25 protein-coding genes and 1 tRNA gene are annotated in these 21561 nt (G+C 44.3%); 12 read left to right on the top strand and 14 right to left on the bottom strand.

Features of this window, described 5'->3' with window-relative positions; translation table 11 throughout:
* Positions 1-5: 5 nt before the first annotated feature.
* The 7 genes from glpE to ABJF92_RS12655 are packed head-to-tail and all read right to left on the bottom strand — an operon-like array spanning position 6 to position 6854.
* On the bottom strand, positions 6-326 hold the full coding sequence (gene glpE / locus ABJF92_RS12685) for a thiosulfate sulfurtransferase GlpE (protein WP_446816154.1): 321 nt from the start codon (positions 324-326) through the stop codon (positions 6-8).
* Positions 323-1150: a symmetrical bis(5'-nucleosyl)-tetraphosphatase gene (locus ABJF92_RS12680; RefSeq protein WP_446816153.1), complete on the bottom strand. Its 828-nt coding sequence runs from the start codon at positions 1148-1150 to the stop codon at positions 323-325. The genes glpE and ABJF92_RS12680 overlap by 4 nt, the downstream gene beginning before the upstream one ends.
* A gap of 7 nt (positions 1151-1157) precedes the next feature.
* Positions 1158-1532: a Co2+/Mg2+ efflux protein ApaG gene (gene apaG / locus ABJF92_RS12675; RefSeq protein WP_446816152.1), complete on the bottom strand. Its 375-nt coding sequence runs from the start codon at positions 1530-1532 to the stop codon at positions 1158-1160.
* Positions 1533-2333, bottom strand: a complete 801-nt coding sequence (gene rsmA / locus ABJF92_RS12670; protein ID WP_446816151.1) for a 16S rRNA (adenine(1518)-N(6)/adenine(1519)-N(6))-dimethyltransferase RsmA — start codon at positions 2331-2333, stop codon at positions 1533-1535.
* The gene (gene pdxA / locus ABJF92_RS12665) at positions 2333-3349 is read right to left on the bottom strand and encodes a 4-hydroxythreonine-4-phosphate dehydrogenase PdxA (protein WP_446816150.1); all 1017 of its coding nucleotides are present in this window, start codon (positions 3347-3349) and stop codon (positions 2333-2335) included. Before pdxA ends, rsmA begins: the two co-directional genes overlap by 1 nt.
* Positions 3350-3357: 8 nt before the next feature.
* Positions 3358-4608 carry a peptidylprolyl isomerase gene (locus ABJF92_RS12660; protein ID WP_446816149.1) on the bottom strand — a complete coding sequence of 417 codons (1251 nt, stop codon included), beginning with the start codon at positions 4606-4608 and terminating at the stop codon, positions 3358-3360.
* 2 nt (positions 4609-4610) lie between these two features.
* A complete protein-coding gene (locus ABJF92_RS12655) occupies positions 4611-6854 on the bottom strand; it encodes an LPS-assembly protein LptD (RefSeq protein ID WP_446816148.1) in 2244 nt (747 codons plus the stop codon).
* Between the two features lie 127 nt (positions 6855-6981).
* Here ABJF92_RS12655 and djlA point away from each other — a divergent pair, with 127 nt between their 5' ends.
* Complete coding sequence (gene djlA / locus ABJF92_RS12650; RefSeq protein ID WP_446816147.1) at positions 6982-7770, top strand: co-chaperone DjlA; 789 nt, start codon at positions 6982-6984, stop codon at positions 7768-7770.
* A gap of 13 nt (positions 7771-7783) precedes the next feature.
* On the opposite strand, the gene ABJF92_RS12645 is transcribed toward djlA, so the two are convergent.
* Complete coding sequence (locus tag ABJF92_RS12645; RefSeq protein WP_446816146.1) at positions 7784-8701, bottom strand: DUF3530 family protein; 918 nt, start codon at positions 8699-8701, stop codon at positions 7784-7786.
* Positions 8702-8788: 87 nt separating this feature from the next.
* Between ABJF92_RS12645 and rpe the strand changes: the two genes are divergently transcribed.
* The gene (gene rpe / locus ABJF92_RS12640) at positions 8789-9463 is read left to right on the top strand and encodes a ribulose-phosphate 3-epimerase (protein ID WP_446816145.1); all 675 of its coding nucleotides are present in this window, start codon (positions 8789-8791) and stop codon (positions 9461-9463) included.
* Positions 9460-10140 (top strand): phosphoglycolate phosphatase, encoded by a 681-nt coding sequence (gene gph, locus ABJF92_RS12635; protein ID WP_446816144.1) that lies wholly within the window; start codon positions 9460-9462, stop codon positions 10138-10140. Before rpe ends, gph begins: the two co-directional genes overlap by 4 nt.
* 77 nt (positions 10141-10217) lie before the next feature.
* Here gph and ABJF92_RS12630 read toward each other — a convergent pair whose 3' ends face one another.
* Together ABJF92_RS12630 and ABJF92_RS12625 are read right to left on the bottom strand one after the other, a co-directional pair.
* Positions 10218-11321, bottom strand: coding sequence for a mechanosensitive ion channel family protein (locus ABJF92_RS12630; RefSeq protein ID WP_446816143.1), 1104 nt, complete (start codon positions 11319-11321; stop codon positions 10218-10220).
* A 54-nt stretch (positions 11322-11375) separates the two neighbouring features.
* Entirely contained in the window at positions 11376-12707 is a 1332-nt protein-coding gene (locus ABJF92_RS12625; protein WP_446816142.1) for a magnesium transporter, read from the bottom strand.
* A 286-nt stretch (positions 12708-12993) separates the two neighbouring features.
* On the opposite strand from ABJF92_RS12625, the gene ABJF92_RS12620 reads away from it, so the two are divergent.
* From ABJF92_RS12620 to ABJF92_RS12605, 4 genes are read left to right on the top strand one after another with little or no spacing between them, the layout of a single operon-like run.
* Positions 12994-13572: an anthranilate synthase component II gene (locus ABJF92_RS12620; RefSeq protein ID WP_446816141.1), complete on the top strand. Its 579-nt coding sequence runs from the start codon at positions 12994-12996 to the stop codon at positions 13570-13572.
* Between the two features lie 9 nt (positions 13573-13581).
* Positions 13582-14622, top strand: coding sequence for an anthranilate phosphoribosyltransferase (gene trpD / locus ABJF92_RS12615; protein ID WP_446816140.1), 1041 nt, complete (start codon positions 13582-13584; stop codon positions 14620-14622).
* 20 nt (positions 14623-14642) lie between these two features.
* Positions 14643-15455 (top strand): indole-3-glycerol phosphate synthase TrpC, encoded by an 813-nt coding sequence (trpC, locus tag ABJF92_RS12610; protein WP_446816139.1) that lies wholly within the window; start codon positions 14643-14645, stop codon positions 15453-15455.
* Positions 15456-15478: 23 nt separating this feature from the next.
* Entirely contained in the window at positions 15479-15886 is a 408-nt protein-coding gene (locus ABJF92_RS12605) for an OsmC family protein (RefSeq protein WP_446816138.1), read from the top strand.
* An 89-nt stretch (positions 15887-15975) separates the two neighbouring features.
* Here ABJF92_RS12605 and ABJF92_RS12600 read toward each other — a convergent pair.
* The 4 genes from ABJF92_RS12600 to flgA form a co-directional block, all read right to left on the bottom strand.
* Positions 15976-16050: transfer RNA gene (locus ABJF92_RS12600), tRNA-Arg, on the bottom strand.
* 130 nt (positions 16051-16180) lie between these two features.
* A complete protein-coding gene (locus ABJF92_RS12595; protein ID WP_446816137.1) occupies positions 16181-16660 on the bottom strand; it encodes a flagella synthesis protein FlgN in 480 nt (159 codons plus the stop codon).
* Positions 16661-16700: 40 nt separating this feature from the next.
* Entirely contained in the window at positions 16701-17012 is a 312-nt protein-coding gene (gene flgM, locus ABJF92_RS12590) for a flagellar biosynthesis anti-sigma factor FlgM (protein WP_446816136.1), read from the bottom strand.
* 112 nt (positions 17013-17124) lie between these two features.
* Positions 17125-17817, bottom strand: a complete 693-nt coding sequence (gene flgA, locus ABJF92_RS12585) for a flagellar basal body P-ring formation chaperone FlgA (RefSeq protein WP_446816135.1) — start codon at positions 17815-17817, stop codon at positions 17125-17127.
* Positions 17818-17971: 154 nt separating this feature from the next.
* Between flgA and ABJF92_RS12580 the strand changes: the two genes are divergently transcribed.
* From ABJF92_RS12580 to ABJF92_RS12560, 5 genes are all read left to right on the top strand, one after another.
* Complete coding sequence (locus tag ABJF92_RS12580; protein WP_446816134.1) at positions 17972-18901, top strand: chemotaxis protein CheV; 930 nt, start codon at positions 17972-17974, stop codon at positions 18899-18901.
* 69 nt (positions 18902-18970) lie between these two features.
* Positions 18971-19792, top strand: a complete 822-nt coding sequence (locus ABJF92_RS12575) for a CheR family methyltransferase (RefSeq protein WP_446816133.1) — start codon at positions 18971-18973, stop codon at positions 19790-19792.
* A 200-nt stretch (positions 19793-19992) separates the two neighbouring features.
* The gene (gene flgB / locus ABJF92_RS12570; RefSeq protein ID WP_446816132.1) at positions 19993-20382 is read left to right on the top strand and encodes a flagellar basal body rod protein FlgB; all 390 of its coding nucleotides are present in this window, start codon (positions 19993-19995) and stop codon (positions 20380-20382) included.
* Between the two features lie 5 nt (positions 20383-20387).
* Positions 20388-20837, top strand: coding sequence for a flagellar basal body rod protein FlgC (gene flgC / locus ABJF92_RS12565; protein WP_446816131.1), 450 nt, complete (start codon positions 20388-20390; stop codon positions 20835-20837).
* 7 nt (positions 20838-20844) lie between these two features.
* Positions 20845-21549, top strand: a complete 705-nt coding sequence (locus ABJF92_RS12560; RefSeq protein ID WP_446816130.1) for a flagellar hook assembly protein FlgD — start codon at positions 20845-20847, stop codon at positions 21547-21549.
* Positions 21550-21561 lie beyond the last annotated feature (12 nt).

The following is a 21561-nucleotide window of genomic DNA, read 5'->3' as shown; positions in this document are numbered from 1 at the left end:
CTGGGTTAAATGCTCATGTCGCATTGCTCTGGGAACATAGCGCTCCACTGGCTAAAGCCACCATTTAATGAGTAGACCTCTATAAAGCCTTGAGCCGCTAAATACTCGGCCGCACCTTTGCTACTGTTGCCATGGTAGCAGCATACAATCACAGGTTTGGATTTATCTGTTTGCTCAATAAAAGCCGGCACATTGTCATTGTTTAGGTTAATTGCATTCGTCATATGGCTGGTTTGAAAACTCACTTGGTCACGTATGTCGACAATCGTGGCATCGTTTTCAATGATTGGGAGGGCATCGGCAATATCGATACAGGTATAAGTCATGAATTCTTCCAGTTTGTTGAACAAGGTGTACTAAATTTTTGTTGGTCTTCTAGGCGTAAAGCAGTCAGGCTGCCTCCCCAGACGCAACCGGTGTCTAGGGCGTGAATGTTTTCTTTATTGGCCATGCCTTCCAGTGCGGCCCAATGACCAAAAACCACTTGGCAATTTTGAGGCAGCTGCAATGGGTAGTCAAACCAAGGGGCGTAATTCTGTTTGGCGTTGTCTGGGGACTCTTTAGATTTGAGGTCTAGGACGCTGTCAGCATCACAAAAGCGCATACGAGTTAAGTAGTTGGTAATGCATCGTAAGCGGTCCATACCCACCAGTTTGTCATTCCACTTAGCCGGCTTGTTGCCATACATAGTGGCAAAGTAACTGTGAAAGTCTTCGCCACGCAATTGTTCTTCCACTTCTTGAGCGAAACCAAGGGTCTGTTCAAGCGTCCAGCACGGAGGGACGCCAGCGTGGGTCATGATGGTGTTGAAAGACGCATCATAATGACAAAGAGGACGCTGCCTTAACCACTCGATCAGATCGTCTCTGTCGCTGGCCGTGAGTATTTCGGATAAGGTGTCATTACGTTTTAAATTGCTATGACCATAAGCGACGGCCAGTAGGTGTAAATCATGGTTACCCAAGATTGCTACCGCTCCGTCTCCTAAGGACTTGATAAAACGTAGAGTCTCTAAGGATTCCGGGCCTCGGTTGATGAGGTCTCCTGCGAACCAAAGTGTATCGGACTCGGCTTTATATTGAATGCTTTCTAATAGCTCAAACAGAGGGGTTAAGCACCCTTGTAGGTCGCCTATAACATAGGTAGCCATTTAAGCCTCAGTGTATTTGGTTGGGTGCGCAAAGTGTGAAAGGCTCTATAGACGCTTCAAATGACGTACCATCATCGGCCTGGAATTGATAGCTGCCCTGCATCACCCCAACCGCAGTCTCAAGAACCGTGCCACTGGTATAGTGGAAAGAAGCTCCAGACTCTAGGTGTGGGAACTCGCCCACAACACCGTCGCCTTTTACTTCTTGGACCCGTTGGTCGCCATTGGTAATGACCCAATGACGAGTTTTTAATTGTGCGGTTTCGGTACCACAATTGGTGATGGAAATATGGTAAGCAAAAACATAACGTGACTCTTCCGGTGTTGACTGATGGGCAAGATATTCTGTCCTAACCGACACAACTATGTCGTATTTTTGCATCTAACTTTCCTTCTGTATTACATAGTTTGTAATGTTAACAAAGTCTTCAACATCCAGTCTTTCAGGGCGTAAGCTTGGGTCAATATTAAGGTTTTCAAAGTCATCATTGTCCAGCACTCCTTTGTAGTTATTACGCAAAGTTTTACGGCGCTGGTGGAACCCAATTCGAACCATGTCTTCTAGTTTTTTAATGTCCGATACCTGATAGGGCATGGTTCTGTGTGGTGTCATACGTACGATAGCAGAATCAACTTTTGGCGCCGGGTCAAACGACTCAGGGCCAACGATAAAGAGTGATTCTACTGAACAGTAGTATTGTGCCATCACACTGAGACGACCATATAAGCTGTCTCCCGGGCGGGCGGCAAGGCGATCTACCACTTCTTTTTGCAGCATAAAGTGCATGTCTTCAATGACTTCTGCTTGGCTGAGCAAGTGAAAAATAAGCGGTGTAGAAATATTGTAAGGTAAGTTGCCAACCACACGAATCGCTTGTTCATGAGTGGCCAATGAAGAAAAATCAAACTTCATGGCATCCGCTTCGTGGACGGTTAGGTCTGGGTAGCGGAAAAGGTTCACCTTGAGAATAGGGATTAGGTCGCGATCAAGTTCGACCACATCCATACGTTCCGTGACACTAATGATGCCTTCTGTTAAAGCGCCCTTACCTGGGCCGATTTCAACAATGCGCTGACCTTTTTTAGGGCCGATGCAGGCAACAATGCGTCGAATGATACCATGGTCATGGAGGAAGTTTTGGCCGAATCTTTTACGGGCCTTGTGTGCTTGTGGTCTACTCATTAAAGATGTTTTTTCGCGTTATTGGCCATATTAATGGCGTGTTGGATAGCCACTTTTAGGCTGCCGTTATTTGCTTTGCCTGTGCCTGCTAAATCCATAGCAGTGCCGTGGTCGACGGATGTTCGAATCATGGGTAACCCAAGGGTGATATTCACCGCGTTACCAAATCCAGAGTATTTTAACACAGGTAAGCCTTGATCGTGATACATCGCCAAGGCGCAGTCTGCATTATCTAAATATTTTGGTGTGAATAGAGTGTCGGCAGGGAGAGGGCCGATGAGGTTAATGCCTTCTTGGCGTAATGCTTCTAAGGTTGGCGTGATGACTTCAATCTCTTCTTTGCCAAGGTGGCCGTCTTCACCCGCGTGAGGGTTGAGTCCACAAACCAGAATTCTAGGTTGAACGATCGCAAATTTGTCAATTAAATCTTGATTGAGAGCTCTTACTACTCGGCTGATTGTGTCTGGGGTTATCGCCGTAGAAATGTCTTTTAATGGTAGGTGAGTGGTCACTAAAGCCACTTTCATGGCTTCAGTCGCTAGCATCATCACCACGTGTGGAGACTGACTCAATGCCTGAAAAAACTCCGTATGCCCAGAGAAGTGAACACCGGTTTCACAAAGAATCCCTTTGTGAACAGGCGGCGTCACTATGGCATCAAAGTCTTTACTAAGGCAGCCTTCACCCGCTTGTTTAAGGGTTTCTAAAACATAGTTAGCGTTACGAACATCCAGCACTCCTGGTTGGCAGGTTTGGGAAAGTGCTATGGGCAATACTTGGATTTGCGCCTGTTGATGAGGGCCTACCTTTTGAGCATTGTCGACTTCGCAGATTTTTACTGTAACGCCCAAGCATTGAGCGCGCTGTCGAAGTAGGTTCGGGTCGGCTAATACGACTAAGCGAGCAGGGAAGTTTTGCTCGCTTAGTGCACTAAGAATAATATCCGGACCAATACCCGCAGGTTCACCTGAGGTAATGGCCACTAGAGGATGGCTAGAGGAAGGGGCCGGTGTCATCTTTAAAGCTATTCCTTCAAGTCGATAAAGGCATCGGCACGTAACTCTTCTAACCAGTTACTGAGCACTATGTCTTGTTTTTGCGCGGTTAATGCTTGTCTTGCATTGGCACGTTTAACTTGATCACTTACGTCTTCATCGCGGCGGCCTTCTACTTCTAGAATATGCCAGCCAAACTGAGTTTTGAAAGGCTGACTGACACTGCCAATGGCGGTCTCGTTCATCACGTTTTCAAAGGTCGGGATCATAGTGCCCGGTGTTACCCAGCCTAGATCACCACCTTGTAGGGTTGAGCCTTGGTCTTCACTGTATTCTTTAGCAAGGGCGGCAAAATCTGCACCTTCTTTTAAATCAGTGTAGAGCTTATCGGCTAAGGCTTTGGTTTGAGTGTCATTGCGGATCTCATTTGGACGAACCAAGATGTGACGAGTTTTGGTTTGTTTTTGCAATGTGGTGTTTGGCGAGCGTTTTTCCATCACCCACAATAAGTGAAAGCCTGCATTACTGCGCAATGGTCCAATGAGTTGGCCGCTTTCTTGCTCAAGGGCACGTACAAATAGAGGAGGTAATTGGTTTAATGGACGCCAGCCAAGATCGCCCCCTTGAATAGCAAACTGACCTTCAGAAGATGCAATCGCTTGATCAATGAAATCACTTTCGCTGGTGATTTGCTGTGCGATTTCTTCAATTTTTAGCTTGGCCTTCACCGGGTCTGTGGCGCGAATAATAATGTGGCGTAGGCGAACCTGATCTTTTTCTTTACTGATGCTGGTGGTTGAGCTCAAGTAATCATCAATTTCCTGTTCAGAGATCACAATGCGTCTTTTGATGATTTCTTTTTTGATGCTGTTGATTAGGATTTCCTGCTCAATTTGATCACGATAGCGACTGTAATTAATACCTTGTTGACTGAGAACTTGCCTTAGGCCCTGTAGATCCATCTTTAGGTTTTGTGCAACCCCAAGAATGGCTTTGTCTACTTCTGAGCTAGAAGGGCGCATGCCGATTTTTTTAGCATAATTGGCTTGCAAGGCTTCGTCGATCATCTGATTAAGAATTTGACGGCGAATGTTGTCCGTCATTTGCCCACCGGGAATACGCTCTTTAATTACTTGGAAGCGCGTATTAATATCGCTGTCTAAAATCGCTTTTGAATCAATGATGGCAACAATGCCATCAATTTTAGTTTGTTCTGCGTGAGCGGCGTAAAACGGTACGCACATAAGTAAAATAGCGGTGTAAAAAGAAAACAACTTCATGGTTAGTATCCAACTTGTCCTTTGTTCCAGTAGTCATCAGCAATGCTGGCTTCGGTATTTTGACTGCCGACTGTGCTTAAACTGCGTAATATAAATTGTAAAAAGATGCCTCTATCGCTTTCGTCATCGTCGTCTACCCAGTCTTGGTAGCTTAGTGAGACTTTGACACAGCAGTTTTCATAGCCTAATCCGACCACCTCTTTGGTGGTATCATCGTCAAAAAAGTCGTACGTATGATGGGTGAACATGGACCAATTTCTATTTAGCGGAAATATGGTACTGAAGCTCGCTTGTTTGGCATCGTCATCCGAATCGCTGTTATCTATGGTGTACAGATAACTTAAGTTGATCTTTATGTCGTCCGTAGGCTGCATTTTTAGTACAAGCTGTGCCAAGTCTGAGCTTCCGTCATCTAGATCATAGTTAACGTTACTAGTGAGGCTGTAGCGGTCGCCATTGTAACTTGCCGACGTAAGGATGTCGCTGTGTGTATCGCTGTCCACAGCAGTATCACTGTCCGTATCGCCGTCTATATCAACATAGCGATCTTCAAAATAAAATACTTGTCCGACTTTAAATGTCCATCTTTCCACATTATTGACATCATAAAGACTGGATTCCACCCCCAATGTCATTTGCTCCGTGTCGCCAATGCGGTCATCACCGGAAAACCTTTCATGGCTAAACGCTTGGGAGTAGGTGATTGTCGGTTCGCTGGCATCAAAATCAGGGATGTCGTCTTGATCGACATAAGGTGCGTTTAAGTAACTTAAGCGCGGCACCAGCGTTTGTCGCCAAATGCCGTTATTTACATTAATGGCTCTCTCAAACGCGATGCTGGAATCGAAGTAGCCACTGGCATGAGTGATTGAGGAAGTACTATCTGAGCCAGTGTAACTATTGAGGTTGTAATCTCGGTATTGCACTAATACACCTGGGCTGAAGCTGCCCCAAGCATTGCTCAAATCAACGGAAAGGTCTTGATTTAAGACACCACGCTGACCGTCGAAGTCATCTTCTGCAGGGTCATAAAAATCTGTGTACTGAGCGGCCAGTGAGTAATCGATCAGTTCCCCTGCCACTCGATAAGAGCTTTCAACTCGAGGCAACCAATCGAAGGGTTCGTCATTGGACGAATCGGGCGTGAAGTAACGACGCTGAGTGATTTTGCTGCTGAAATTGCCTTTCGAGTAGGCTACGTAGGCACTGCGTTCGTAGTCGTCCTTTTCACCAATAGAAGTGGTGTTTACCTCTGGGTATAAGTCATCTGTGGGGTTGTCTTCTAACGTTACCCCTGCGGTGATGTTTTCAGTAAAAGTTAATTTGGATGTGAATTTTTGTAGGGTTTGCTCACCTTCATCATTGTCATAAAAACTAGACTGCTCATAGGTAGTTTCATCGTATTCTCCTAAATGCCTCAGCTCGATATCAAGACCTTCCCCTTTGTTCTGTACGTAGTTGGGGGTAATCGTTGCGTCGTAGTTGGGGGCAATGTTCCAATAAACAGGAGCGGAAACACTGAGTCCGTCATTACCTGAGTAACTGAAGCTTGGGAATAAAAAACCAGTGTGTCGTTGATCATCTATGGGAAAACGCAACCAAGGCACATAAAAAACAGGAATATTAGCAATGTGTATGCGCACATGTTTTGCTGTACCAAAGCCTGTATTCGGATCGAGTTCGATAGCGCTACCATACAGTTTCCAACTCTCTTGAGTGGGTTCACAACTGGTGTAAAAACCCTCTTCGATGAAAACAACGCCTTGCTCGTTGCGAGACAAGGATTGAGAAGCGCCACGTATTCCGGACTGATAGCTTAAAAACTGGGCGTTGTTAAAGCGGGTGTCTTGTAAACCGTTACTTGATATATAACTACTATCACTGAGAATAAGCTGATTCGAATTTTGTACACGCACATTTCCTTCAGCTTGATAATATTGATCTGGTATACCGTCAATTGTCTGTGCATAAAGAGTCGATTCGGGCTGTTGGATCTCAGCGTTGCCTTCCAAATGGACAACGCCTTTCTCGTTTCTTTTCATCATATCAGCCACTAAAGTGGTGTCAGATGTGTCTGTCGCATGCCAGTTGTTAATATAGGATCCTTGGCAATAGCGATTTAAATTCGTTTGTTGTTCAGTAGAAAGTGCTTCACGAGGAACCCAGCCCCATTGATTGGCTTGGGCAAGAGGAATGAAGAAAAGACTATGCAAAAATATTGTGCAGGGGCGTAAATACTTGGCCATACAGGGTATACTTGTTAACAATAAATGATTGTCCAAACTGGACTTGTCCCATGAATGGGTCCACGTTAAAGCTAAATGATAATCTAAGCAGGCCCATAGGGGCTACCGATTCTGGAGAAATATCTTTATGTGGAAAATTGTCTGTGCCATTTTGGGTTACATCCTAATGGGATTTGTGGGCGGGGTACTCGGGTTCTTTATCGGCAGTTTTATTGACCGATCTCAGTCTGGTGGTGGTTTCATTGGTGCTCGCCGTGGCAATGTCCGTGCTCAACAGGAAGCTTTCTTTCGCACTTTATTTTTATTGATGGGGCGTTTGGCCAAGTCTGATGGTCAGGTTTCTCAAGCAGAAATTCAATTGGCTCAAGCTGTCATGCAGCGTTTGCGTCTTTCCCCAGCGGCTCAAGAACAAGCCAAACAATTGTTTAATGAGGGTAAAGCGGACAATTTTGACTATGTGCCTGTACTGAATCATTTTAAAGAAGTGGTGGGGCCGGGTGACCTAACACGAACCTTACTCGAAATTCTTTTGGTGTCTGCTTATGCGGATGGCCACTTTAGTGTGGAAGAAAAGTCGTTAGTTTCTCAGGTGTGCGCTTATCTTGGTGTGACAGTTGCCGAATTTGAAGCGTTGCATTTGCAGGTTAAGCAGCAGGCTCACTTTCGACAAGGCTACCAGTCATCTGGTGATGCCAGCAACTCTTCCGACCTGTTGAAATCTGCTTACGATGCTTTGGCTGTGAAGCCTGAAATGAGTGATGCTGAGATCAAGAAAGCTTACCGCAAGTTAATGAGTCAAAATCATCCGGATAAACTCAGTGCGAAAGGCTTGCCAGACGAAATGATCGAGTTGGCGAAAGAGCGTACCCAAGAGATTCAATCAGCGTATGAGTTGATCAAAAAGTCTCGTAAATAAAAGACGAAAGGGCTTAATAAAAGAGCCCTTTTGAAAACGCACTGAGTGTTTTACGCTGGTTTATTTGTGCGGTGTTTTGTTTAAGAAAGCCTCTCACCCTTTGAACCAGCTGTTGTTGGTTGGATTCATCAAGTACATCGTTGTTGGATTCTATGGGTAAATAGCGACTATTGTTGGAATTTTGATTCATGGCCTGCTTGCGCCACAGGTTAAAGCGTCCCATGTTTAAGGGTGAGTAATAGTCTAGGACAGGGCTATTAATGTTTATTAATTGCTGAGCTATCAGGTATTCCGAGGCTTCTTCAGGGGCCTTAATATCTATCATAACCAGAGCTTGCGCGGCGTTAGGATTGTCTGCTAAAAAATTTAACGCGTAACTTGCTCCAGTCTTTTCTCCTAATAAAACAATACTCTGCGCATTATTTGATTTGGCAAAATCAATGCTAGCTTGAATGCGAGCATTAATAACGTTCTGCTCCTTTAGGATGAGTTCAGCTGCGTCCTCATTGTCATTAGAGGGCGCTTCACTCGTCACCGCCTGAGCTCTATTGGTGATGTCGGGTAATTCTATGGATATAGTGCACCAGCTATAGTCAGGAAGTTGGTTGCGTATGGGGCTGATAGTATGGGGCCAGTCTGGGTGTTCATTATCCGCGGGTAGCAAGATAACGCAGCCAATGGAGTCGCGAGTAACGGCTTTATTATAAAGCGCAAGGAAGCGGTCATCGTCGGCTTCTAAGGTCTGTATCTGGTGGCTCTGGTGCTTGTTGGTGAGTTGCTGAACTAATGCATCCATACGCATGGTTTGCGGCATGGGCTGACTGTACTTATCTGCCCCTTGTGTACGGTCGTCGTCTGCCCCAACGCTGGCATTTACACCGAACAGTAAAATCAGGCCAATTAAATGGTTATTGAGCGCGTTTTTGTTCATAGAATTCAATACTTCTGATGCATCGCTTGTTAAAATTAATCTTTGTTTTATACCGATTTTTTTATTGTGTCACTGCTGGAGCCAGATATGAATGATTTTTTCATTGCCCCTTCGATCCTTTCCGCTGACTTTGCTCGTTTAGGTGCGGAAGTTGATCAGGTATTAGCAGATGGGGCCGATATTATTCACTTTGACGTGATGGATAACCATTATGTGCCTAACCTAACCATTGGCCCTATGGTCTGTAAGGCATTGCGTAAGCATGGTGTGACGGCTGAAATTGATGTTCATCTCATGGTGAAGCCGGTTGATCGTATGATTAGCGACTTTATTGAGGCGGGTGCTTCTTATATTAGCTTTCACCCGGAGGCCAGCGAGCATATTGATCGCTCTCTACAAATGATCCGTGATGGCGGCTGCAAAGCCGGTTTAGTGTTTAACCCAGCAACACCGTTACATCATTTAAAGCACGTCATGGATAAAGTGGATATGGTGTTATTGATGTCGGTTAACCCAGGATTTGGTGGTCAAAGTTTTATTCCAAACACCCTTGATAAACTGCGTGAAGCGCGCGCTATGATCGATGCCAGCGGTTACAACATCCGTTTGGAAGTTGACGGTGGCGTAAGCGAGAAAAACATTGCCGAAATTGCCGCGGCCGGAGCAGATACTTTTGTTGCAGGCTCTGCCATTTTTGGTAAAGAAGACTACAAGGCTGTGATTGATAGCATGCGTAAAGCATTGGCGAGTGTGCGACCATGAAGACCCCAAAGCACTTTTTAGAATGGTTTGACGGTTGGCCTGAACTAGTGTGTTTTGATCTCGATGGTACCTTGATGGACAGTGTGCCAGATATCGCAGGGGCTGTAGATGCCTTCTTAGCGCATTTTGATGTCCCTCTTGCAGGAGAGCAACGAGTGCGAGGCTGGGTTGGATTTGGGTCAGCCAAACTGATTGAGCAAGCGATGCAATGGGCAGATTTAGAACCTAAGCATCACGAAGAAGCCTATCGTGTTTTCCTTATGCATTACCATCAGCACCTAACGGATAACACGCGCTTGTACCCAAATGTTCAAGCGATTCTAAAAGCCTGTAAGCATAATAATGTGCCTATGGCATTGATTACCAATAAACCAAGTGTGTTTGTAAAACCCATGTTGGATCATTTTGGGCTAACAGAGAATTTTGCTTGGTTACTGGGTGGTGACACCTTAGATGAGAAAAAGCCTTCCGCTCTGCCTTTGTTGCATTGTAGTGAGGCAATTGAAGCGGCGCCAGAAAAGTGTCTGATGATTGGTGATTCGATCACAGACTTTAGAGCGGCCAATCAAGCTGGCTTTAAATGCGCCTTAGTAACTTATGGTTATCACCAAGGCGTCGATCTCGCTAGCTTAGGTGCAGATCTTTTGGTAGATGACTTAACAGAATTGTTACTTTAGGTTGTTTGTTAAGTAAAAATGCCAAGCGTCTGTCACTCGTTATAAGTGACCGCTTGGCATTTTTTATGTCTGCTTGCTTAAGAGGCCTTATTGGGGCCTTCTGGTATGGCATCCGCTAAATGAATGGTTTGAGTTGGGAAGGCCACTTCAGCGCCATGGGAAGCAATAATCTCCATGATCTTAAAGAGAACGTCTTGTTTAACGTTATGAAAGGTTCGCCAGTCCGTTGTCTTGGTAAAGGTGTAAATAAAGAAGTCCAAGGAAGAAGGGCCAAACTGATTAAAGTTCACCATGTAGATCTGATTCGTATCTAGGTCTGGGTGATTGGCTATCATGGACTTCACATCAGCAATGATCTGTGGCAATTTTTGAAAGTCATCGTAACGCACGCCGATGGTTTCTTTGATGCGTCGATGCGACATGCGAGAAGGGTTTTCTACCGAAATCAGAGAGAAGGTGGAGTTCGGAATGTAGAGGGGGCGTTTGTTAAAAGTACGTAAGCGAGTTTGACGCCAACCAATGTGTTCAACCGTCCCTTCAATATCTTGGTCTGGAGAGCGTACCCAATCACCGATAGCAAAAGGTCTGTCTAGATAAATCATTAAGCCGCCAAAAAAGTTGGCTAGTAAGTCTTTAGCGGCAAAGCCGACAGCGATGCCCCCGATACCCCCAAAGGCCAATACCCCAGAAATGCTATAGCCTAGGCTCTGTAAAATCACTAAAGCAGAAGTAATGATGATAGAGGCTCTTAGCAATTTACTGATAGCGCTGGCGGTGGTGTAGTCCACCTTATTTGCTACCTTTTCAGAACTGGTTAACGCTTTTTCGGCACCAGAAATACAGCGCAGTACAAACCAAGTAAGAATAATGATGACGCCGATTTCTCGGGCGTTGCTAATCAGTGTCGAAAATCCTGGGTCTAGCTCGGATTCGGAAATTTCCGCCGCAACGCTTAAACCCACCAGCCAAATGAAAACGCCCAAGGGCTTTCTGGCGGCGAAGATAAGTACGTTATCCCAAGGGGTTTTTGTGCGCTCAAGCTGTTTGTCTAGGCGAGCGAGCATTTGAGTGGCGATAAAGTTTACGACTAGGGTGATGGATACGACTAAAAAAACGCGTACTATCCAGTGCATTTCCGTATCGCCCAAGCCTATGTAATATTCTACGGTTTCCCAATTCATTAAACTGTCTCTATATTTGGTGCAAGAAAATACTTGTCTCTATCTGTTGGGATGTTACAACAAAAATAAAGTGCCTAGCCCTAGGAAGGCGACGAAACCTGCAATATCTGTCACGGTGGTAAGAATCACGGAACCTGAAAGTGCAGGGTCAATCTTCAGTTTGTCCAGCAATACCGGGATCAGAACACCTGATAAAGCGGCCATTAAAATATTGAGAATAATGGCGCAGGCGATCACCACACCGAGCATTGGATTTTGGAACCACCATAAGGTGATGGCGCCAATCACCAGTGCCCACAGCACACCGTTTAATACGCCGACTTTTAATTCTTTAGAGAGCAAGGATTTTAAGTTGCTGCGGGTAATTTGGCCTAATGCTAAGCCTCGAACAATAAGTGTAAGGGTCTGACTACCTGCTATGCCGCCCATGGAAGCAACAACAGGCATAAGAACCGCGAGGGCTACCACCTGCTGTAAGGTAGCCTCAAAAATGCCAATGAAAGCGGAGGCAAGAAATGCGGTCAATAGGTTGATACCCAGCCAAATGCCACGGGTAGCGGCACTTCGAGGTACCGGAGCAAAAAGGTCTGATTCCTCATTTAAACCGGCGGTAGACATTTGCTGGGCTTCATTTTCTAAACGCCAGGTTTCCATCGCAAGGCCCGCATGAAATCGGCCCAATAAAATATGGTTGTCGTCCACGACTGGAATTGCACATAAGCTAGAGCGCTCCAGTTGTTCAGAAGCCTTAGTAAGTTCTGCACTGGATAAAATAAACGGGCATTCTTCGTCAATTAAACTTGAAACCGGATCGTGCCCTTGAGCTTTAAAAAGCTGGTCGAACTTAACACAGCCTACCCAACGGCCAGTGCGATTGACCAAATAAATCATATCCGTGTAGTTGGGTGTGTGCTTTTTTAACAGTCTTAACGCTTCGGAAGCGCGAATGGATTGGGAGGCAATCAACAAATCGTGATCGATCCAGCGACCGACAATGTCATCGTCGTATACTACACCTTGTTGGTAGTATTCACGCTGCTTGTTATCCATCTGGTTGAGAGCAATATCCACCAACCTATCTGGCAAAGAATCTGCCATTTCCAATAGGTCTTCTGCGTCCACATCCGAAAACAGGGTTTCGATCTCAACATCATCTAGCTCTTTTAATAGTAGCTGACGGGACTCTCCACGCATTTCGACTAAGATGTCTAAACGGTTGGCGGTTTTAATGCTTTCCCAAGCCTGTTTACGTTGGGCAAGAGGGAGAGATTCAAGTGCTAAGGCAACATCATCTGGACTCAGATCAGACATAGCCTGTCTAACCGCCTCGGCAGAGTATTCTTCTTGAATTAACGTTTCTATTAAGACGGCGATTTGACCTTGCACGGGGAGTCCTTAAAACACGATGCTGAGCGTGCAAGATAACATGTAAAGACCTTTCGCTGTATAGTTATCAGTATGAAATAAGAGGCTAGTTTTATTTGTCTACTTAGGTGGTTTTAGCGAAGTATAGAGCGGTATCGTTTTTTAATTGATCGATCCACTTATCCAGTCAAGGAGAAGACAGTCATGGGAGTAAAGTGTAGAATCACTAGAAATTAACAGGTTGTTCGATGAGCTTATTAGAAGTCGGAGCAACCTAGCCTCATTTAGTTTAGGTCTAGCGTTCAACATGTTGTTACTGATCGATAATTATGACTCTTTTACTTATAACCTAGTGCAATATTTTCGTGAACTAGGTGCCGAAGTAGAAGTGTACCGCAACGATGATATTAGTCTTGCTGAAATAGAGCGCCTTGCACCCAGCCATTTAGTGATCTCTCCAGGCCCTTGTACGCCTAATGAGGCAGGCATCTCTATGGCTGCAATCGAGGCTTTTGCAGGGCGTATCCCTATTTTAGGTATTTGCTTAGGTCATCAAAGTCTTGCTCAAGTCTTTGGCGGTGAGGTGATTCGTGCTAAAAATGTTATGCATGGGAAAACATCTTTGATCCATCATAAAGAAGTAGGGGTTTTTTCGGGGGTTGTTAACCCGCAAACCGCAACGCGTTATCACTCTTTAGTAGTTTCTCAAGACAATTTGCCTGAGTGCTTAGAGGTCACTGCATGGACTTATAATGAAGCGGGAGAAAAGGATGAAATTATGGGATTGCGACATAAAAACTTGTCTGTTGAAGGTGTGCAATTTCATCCTGAATCGATTTTAACTGAGGCAGGTCATGCCTTATTAGCGAATTTTTTGACACGGTAGGAGATGTGGGTGGATATCCAAAAAGCAATTGCCAGCGTTGTAGAAGGCAACGATTTAAGCAGCGCTGAAATGCGTGTCGTGATGAACGATATAATGACAGGAAAGACCACACCCGCTCAGATTGGTGGTTTTTTAATTGGCCTTAGAATGAAAGGCGAAAGTGTTGATGAAATTATTGCTGCCGCCGAGGTTATGCGAGAACTCTCTAGCAAAGTCGATGTGCCTTTCGAGCATGTTGTTGATACCTGTGGTACAGGCGGTGATGGCGGTAACTTGTTCAATGTCTCAACCGCTTCGGCGTTCGTTGTTGCTGCAGCGGGCGGTAAGGTCGCCAAGCACGGTGGCCGCTCTGTGTCCTCTAAATCTGGTAGTGCGGATGTACTTGAACAAGCTGGAATCTATCTTGGCTTAGAGACTGGGCAAGTAAGTCGTTGTGTAGATGAAATTGGTTTGGGCTTTATGTTCGCGCCAAATCATCACTCCGCTATGAAGTACGCGGTAGGCCCAAGAAAAGAGATGGCCACGCGAACCATATTTAATTTGTTAGGACCACTAACAAATCCTGCTAACGCCAAAAGTCAGGTTATGGGCGTATTCGATAAAAAATGGTTACGCCCAATTGCCGAAGTATTAAAAGCTTTGGGCAGTGAACATGTAATGGTCGTGCATTCGCAAGACGGTTTAGACGAGATCAGTTTAGCTGCTGCTACCGATGTGGCCGAGCTCAAGAATGGCGAAATTCTTGAATACCAGATATCTCCTGAAGACTTTGGCATACCAATCCAAAGTGTAGCGCCTCTTCAAGCCCAAGATGCAGAGCAAAGTTTAGCTTTGATCAAGACAGCCTTAGAGGGTAAAGGGGAAGTTAATCCTGCTCGCGATATTGTCGCCCTCAATGCAGGGGCTGCGATTTATGTGTGTGGTGTCGCTGATAGCTTAGCGGAAGGGGTGATCATTGCTGAAGACGTTATTGGTAGTGGTATGGCAAAAATAAAGATGTCTGAATTGGCGAGTTTTACTCGTTGTTTCATGGATAACGAATCCTTGTAGTGGATAGGAGCTATAGCTTGATGCAAGTTGAAACACCTACAATTTTAAAGAAAATCGTTGCTCGTAAATTCGAAGAAATTGCCGAGCGTAAGGGACACTCCCCTTATGAAAGCCTCGAATTAGCGGCTTCTGTCGCGAATGTACATAATGCGCCTCGTGGATTCGCTAAGGCTCTAAGAGCCAAGATTGCTCAGCAAGAAGCCGCTGTAATTGCAGAAATAAAAAAAGCCTCTCCTAGTAAAGGGGTGTTGCGCCAAGCTTTCTTTCCGGCGGATATTGCTAAATCTTATGAGGCGGCTGGAGCAGCGTGTTTGTCTGTTTTGACTGATCGTGACTTTTTCCAAGGCCATGAAGATTACCTAGTGGAAGCTCGCGCGGCCTGTCAGTTGCCTGTGATACGTAAGGACTTTATTGTCGATGAATATCAGGTGTTAGAAGCTCGCTCTATCGGGGCGGACTGCATTTTGCTGATTGCTGCGTGCCTAAGCGGTGAAAAGCTTCAAGCATTAGATGTCATGGCGAGAGATTTGGGGATGGACGTGCTGGTGGAAGTGCATAATCGCCCAGAGCTTGAATTGGCTCTAGAATATACTCAAACAGAGTTGTTAGGTATCAATAACCGAGACTTACACAGTTTCGAATTGAGCCTGGATCATACATTTGAGTTGATGGACAGTATACCGGCAGATCGTTTAATTGTTACTGAAAGCGGTATCCATACTCGTGATGATGTGGCGATTATGAGAGAGAAAGATATTCACACTTTCTTAGTGGGTGAAGCGTTTATGCGTGCAGATAACCCAGGCCAAAAGTTGGCTGAGTTGTTTAAGTAAACAGATTAGGTGAAATAAAGTTGATGGAAACAAAAGTAAGTTGGCAAGAAGATGTTCATTTTACAGCGGAAACTGGCTCAGGATTTAAAGTAGAGATTGATGGGCAGCAGGTTGCAGGTCCTCGTCCTATGGAGCTAATTTTAGCGGGGTTAGGTGGCTGTACCTCTTATGATGTTGTGGGGATTTTAAAAAAATCTCGTCAAGATGTTGTGTCCTGTGTGGCTGAAATTCAAGCTGACCGTGCTGATGCCGTTCCTGCGGTTTTTACTGAGATCCGGGTGAAGTTCGTTGTGACTGGCCGTAAACTGAAAGAGAGTGTAGTGGCTCGAGCGGTTAAGCTTTCTGCGGAAGAGTATTGCTCGGCTTCTTTGATGCTGGAAAAAGGTGGCGTTAAAATTATTCACAGTTATGAGATTGTTGACGTGGAATAATGTTCACCAGTTTCTGAAAAAAAGGCTTTCTAAGATGCTTAGGAGGCCTTTTTTATACTCATATGAAAAGAGTTGATTGCGCTTTGAAATGGCGTCCCCGGCAGGAATCGAACCTACAACCTAGCCTTAGGAGGGCCATGTTATATCCATTTAACTACGGGGACGCGAAGAGGCATAGTATATAACGATTTAACTGTTTTATTGAAGCCTTGAGGGTGTATTTGCTGTCCATCTATATGAAAAAAAAGACTTTTTTGAAGCTTGTGGTGCTCAGTGTGAGTACAGAGAAGAGGCTTAGGCTCTGCCTAAGGTATGCTTACTGCTGACAGGATGAGTAGCGCCTCTGGCGGTATAGACTTTGTTTTTGTTGCTATGACCCTGCAGTAACTCAAAAAGACTCTTGTTGCGTTTTTGCAGTGTGTTCAGAATGCGAGCATTGCTGTGGTTCTTCGTTTTGCATTCTTGCAATGCGCTCTCACATTCCTGCATGAGCTGTCGAATGTCATCCATTGAATCATCTTGCTTGGCAAGCCAGGATTTAAATTCTTGTTCGGTAGGATTTTTTCGATCAACAACATCAAACTTGACCAGAACCTTTATGCGCTTTTCGTTTAGGGCGTTCATCTCTTCAAGTAAGGTTTGTTTTTGCTCTGCAAGGGATAATATGATGTCGCTGTTTAATCCACCGAAAGCAACCCTTTCTTCATCAAGAAGATTTGATAGCTCTAGTAGTATCTCTTTGCTTCTGATGAAAATAGGGGCAAGTGGTAGCATAAAGGTAGGAACTTAAAGGCCGTGTAATGTATACATCGACCTAGAATAAAGAATCCATAGAGGCCATATTGTTGGCCAGCTTCTGTGAGTCTATGCGGTATTCACCTGCCGCAATAGCACGTTTAATCTGCTCAACTTTTTCCATATCAACATCTGGAAGACTATTGATCTTTGCTTCTTGGCTTTGCAATGTTTGTGCTGCACCGCTTAGACGTACTGTATCTTCCGCCATTTTTTCGTTGCTGCGGACATTATTACTCTCTACAGAAGTGCCTGACGCACCTTCTTTCGAAGTACGTTCATTCTTGCCGACACTATTCTGGGTAGATAACCCTGTTAAGTGTATTGCCATTATGTTTCCGCCTTAATTTGTTTTATCTAACAACACTATCGGCCAAGTTAATTAAAACTTTAGAAATATTTAGCTAAAAATAATTTTGCCAATCTGTGTGATGCAAAGCTGTTTAATAGTTTACAAGAACCTCACCACTAGATACAACTTTACCGTAAATAATTCGTCCTGAGCTGGCATTTTTGACACGAATTTGTTGCTCCATGATGCCACTTTCTAATGCTATACCGTTCATTCTAACCTGGATGCTACCACTTCTTGCGGTGATGAGGACTTGGTCTCCTTTCTTTATTAGTAAAGGTTGTTTTGTGTTGGTGCTGGTAATAAAAGTGTTTGTTCTTATGTTGCGAGAGGCCACCAAACCGTATGGAGGGCGCTCAACAGTAAAGTATTGCCCGCGTAGGTCAACAAGATCCACTTCACCAATGCTAGTATTGGACCGATTAATAGTGTCGCCTCGTTTAATGGGGGCGCTGGTTTTTACTGCTGATACTAGGATTGATTGAGTGGCAGGAACATAGGACTTCCAAACAGGGTTTTGACAACTTATAACATAGTTGGTGCGTTTCGCAGCGCCTTCTCTTTGATTGCTGATGTTTACTGTTTCATCTTGGCAAGCTGGAAGGTAGTTTAGGGAGGCTAAATTGTTGAGCGCTATTTTGATATTGGCGTTGGGGTAAATTGTCGCCAAGCGTGGAATTTCAACCTCATTGATGAAGTGGTTTAGCTGCTCTTCAATCGAAGCCGCCAAACTTCCACCGATTTGTAAACAAATGAAGGCTATCGTTAGCCTTGCTACTCGCATAATGAACACTCTTTATCTCTAGTTGTGTATTTAATATCAGATAGGGGATAAGATATTAGTAAATTGATAAAAATCACTCTATCATTGGGCATTATCTTTTAACACTGGGTAGTTCCCCTTTTTGCTGTTTACTTAAGATTTGTTGGAGGCATGTATGGCTGGCGTTTTAGATAGTGTAAACCAACGCACTCAGCTGGTTGGAGAAAATCGCCTGGAATTGTTGCTGTTTCGTTTGAATGGTAAGCAAATCTACGGCATTAACGTTTTTAAAGTAAAAGAAGTTCTCCAATGTCCTAAGTTGACAACCATGCCTCACAGTAGCCCTGTTGTTCGAGGGGTTGCCCATATTCGTGGCGGCACGATTCCTATTCTTGATCTTGGTCTTGCTACAGGGGCCAGCCCAATCGAAAATATCAGTCAATGCTTTGTTATTATTACTGAGTATAACCGTCGTATACAAGGCTTCTTGGTACGCGGAGTTGAACGAATCGTAAATATGAACTGGAGTGATATTCAACCACCGCCAAAAGGCTTATCAAATGACAACTATTTAACAGCTGTTTGTCAGGTTGATAAAGAAATGGTCGAAATTATTGATGTGGAGCAAATTCTTTCTGAAGTGGCTCCGACTCGTCAGGCTATTTCTGATGGCATAGTGACAGATGATGTGCAAGCGAATGCGAAGCAGCATCATATTTTAATCGTGGACGACTCTTCTGTAGCTCGTAAACAAATTAAGCGCTGTATGGAGCAGGTTGGCTTTGCTACCACCGTCTTATGTGATGGTCGAGAGGCTATAGAATACTTGCAAGGTATGGTTGCTGATGGCGCGGATGTCACAAAAGAATTTGCTATGGTTATTTCTGATATAGAAATGCCTGAAATGGATGGTTATACATTAACCACAGCCATTCGAAATGACAGTCGTTTACAAGACTTGTTTATCTTGTTGCATACATCTTTAAGCGGTGTATTTAATGAAGCGATGGTTAAAAAAGTGGGTGCAGATGGCTTCCTTGCTAAGTTTCAACCCGATGAGCTAGCAAGATTAGCGATTGAGACTGTCCAGGTGCAAAGTGAGTAATTAACTCGACTTTGTTTAATAACTGTCAGAGCTTAAGGCTCAAAGTTGAGTCTGTAATATGGAGTGTTAATGCTCAGTAGTGCCAACGCTATTACACCTAATGGCTATGTTAGGTTTCGAGATTACTTGCAAAAAGTCTGTGGTATTTCACTTAGTGATAACAAACAGTACTTAGTGGCAAGCCGCTTGGGCCGCATTTTAGAGCGCGAGAAGCTGGATAAAATCGAGCGTCTAGTTGACATCCTTGAAGTGGGCCGTAACCCTAAGCTTAAAGAGGAAGTCATTAACGCCATGACGACCAACGAAACTTTGTGGTTTAGGGATTCCCATCCTTTCGACATACTTAAAAATAAGTTGCTGCCTGAGCATGCTAACGCCCCATTAAGGATTTGGTCGGCGGCTTCTTCGACCGGTCAAGAGCCTTATTCCATCAGTATGGTGGTTGAGGAATCCAAAGCTCATAGTGGTCGTTGTGATATTATTGCAACGGACATTTGTACCTATATCTTGGCACATGCTAAGCAAGGGGAATACGACAGCTTAGCCATTGCTCGTGGTTTGGACCAGGGCCTTCAAAATAAGTACTTCGACAAAATTGACGATAAAACTTGGAAAATCCGCCCTCAAATCAGCAAGCGAGTGAGTTTTAAACACCTAAACTTGATCGACTCTTTTAGTGCCTTAGGTAAATTCGATATTATTTTTTGCCGTAATGTCCTGATCTATTTTTCAGCGGATTTGAAAATGGATATTATCAAGCGCATGCACGCCAGTTTAAAAACCGGAGGGTACTTGTTTCTTGGTGGTGCGGAAGCTTTGAGTGGTCTGTCGGCTTACTTTGAAATCGTTCAGTGTCACCCTGGGATTGTTTATAAAGCGAAAGTTTTGTAATTAGAACTCTTTTCTAGAGGCCCGCTTATGCAAATAAGCGGGCTTTTTTTGTCTAAAAAATTACCTGTTTAAACTAATCTCTATTGCCGCTTTTTGCCGATTAGAAAATATAAATTTTTAAGGTGTTGATTTTGTTGTGTTTTTTATTTGGCATCATTATTGCTTTGTATTAAGTCAGTAAATTTATATATGAGGTTAGGATGGCGATTTCGTTCGATAAAGCATTTGCAGGGCACGATAAAATGTTGGGTTTTAGAAGTGCCCGTGCTGCCATACTTGCAAATAATATCGCCAATGCCGATACGCCTAACTACAAGGCAAGAGATATCTCTTTTGATGGCATGTTGGCGAATGAGCAGGCTAAATTGAAGTTGTCGGCGACCAGTCAGAGCCATTTGTCTGGCGGCTCTAGTGCAACAGAAGGTGGGCTTTTTTATCGTAATCCTAATCAGCCATCTTTGGATGGTAACACTGTGGATATGCAGCGTGAACAAGCTGAATTTGCAGAAAACTCATTACAGTTTGATACCAGCTTTATGTTTCTCGATCGCAAAATTAGCGGCATGAAAAAAGCGCTGACAGGGAACTAATTTTTATGTCTATAAGTAATATTTTTGCTATTTCAGGTTCAGCGATGAGCGCTCAGACAGTCCGACTGAATACTGTGGCGAGTAATATGGCAAACGTTGACAGCGTTGCAAGCTCTGCAGATCAAACCTATCGAGCGCGTAAGCCTGTGTTTTCACAGATGATGAATGACAATATGAAAAATTATGGTTGGTCGAATGCCACTATAGATGAGAGTGGTGCTGGGGTTGGGGTAAAAGTGGATGCCATTGTGGAGTCGGATGCGCCGTTACAACCAAGATACGAACCAGATCACCCGATGGCAAATGAAGAAGGGTATGTGTTTTACCCAAATGTAAACCCAATGGAAGAAATGGCCGACATGATGTCTGCTTCAAGATCCTTTCAAACTAATGTGGAAATTATGAACTCGGCCAAAAGCATGATGCAGAAAATGTTAACGCTTGGTCAGGTATAGGTGATGTATGGCAAATATATCCGATAGTAATCCTTTAAATGGCTTAATAGCTCAGTACGGCACAGAGGGTGCTAAGGCTAAGGCTGGTATCGAAAAACCAGCAGAAGCGGTCACTGAAGCGGGTCTTGCAGATCAAAACGTGTTCCTAAAGCTCTATATTGAGCAACTTAAAGGGCAGGATCCGACGGCGCCTCAAGACACCAATGATATGGTGGCGCAAATGTCTCAGTTTAGCTCATTAGAAAAGCTAACCAGTATTTCTGATCAGTTAGAAAATATGGCCTCAGCACTCACCTCTAATCAAGCGTTAAGCGCTTCAACATTAGTCGGTAAGTCAGTCATGATGGATGGTAGTAAGAGTGCGGTGACTGATGCTCAGGATGAGGTGTTATTGAAAACCGTTATTCCTGAAGGCTCTCGGTCTGCGACTTTGAAAATTTATGATGCTAACAATCAGTTGGTAAGAACTGCCGAACTTACGGGGGCGGAGTATAAATGGAACAGGCAAGATGATGAGGGAAATGTTTTGCCGTCTGGTGAATACCGTTTTGCCGCTTCATCAATGAATGAGAAAGGTGAGGTGTCAGCAATGACGACACAACTACCGACTCGCATTCAAGGTGTCACCATTAATGGTGAGAATGGCACGGTTTTAAACGTGGAAAATCACGGCAAGATCAATCTTACAAATGAATTGGAAATTTTAGGGTAATCGGAGGGTATT

This window comes from Marinomonas sp., assembly GCF_039940335.1.
Taxonomy (GTDB): domain Bacteria; phylum Pseudomonadota; class Gammaproteobacteria; order Pseudomonadales; family Marinomonadaceae; genus Marinomonas.
Note: the sequence above shows the minus strand (reverse complement) of the source record. Positions and strands in the feature narration are given on the sequence as shown.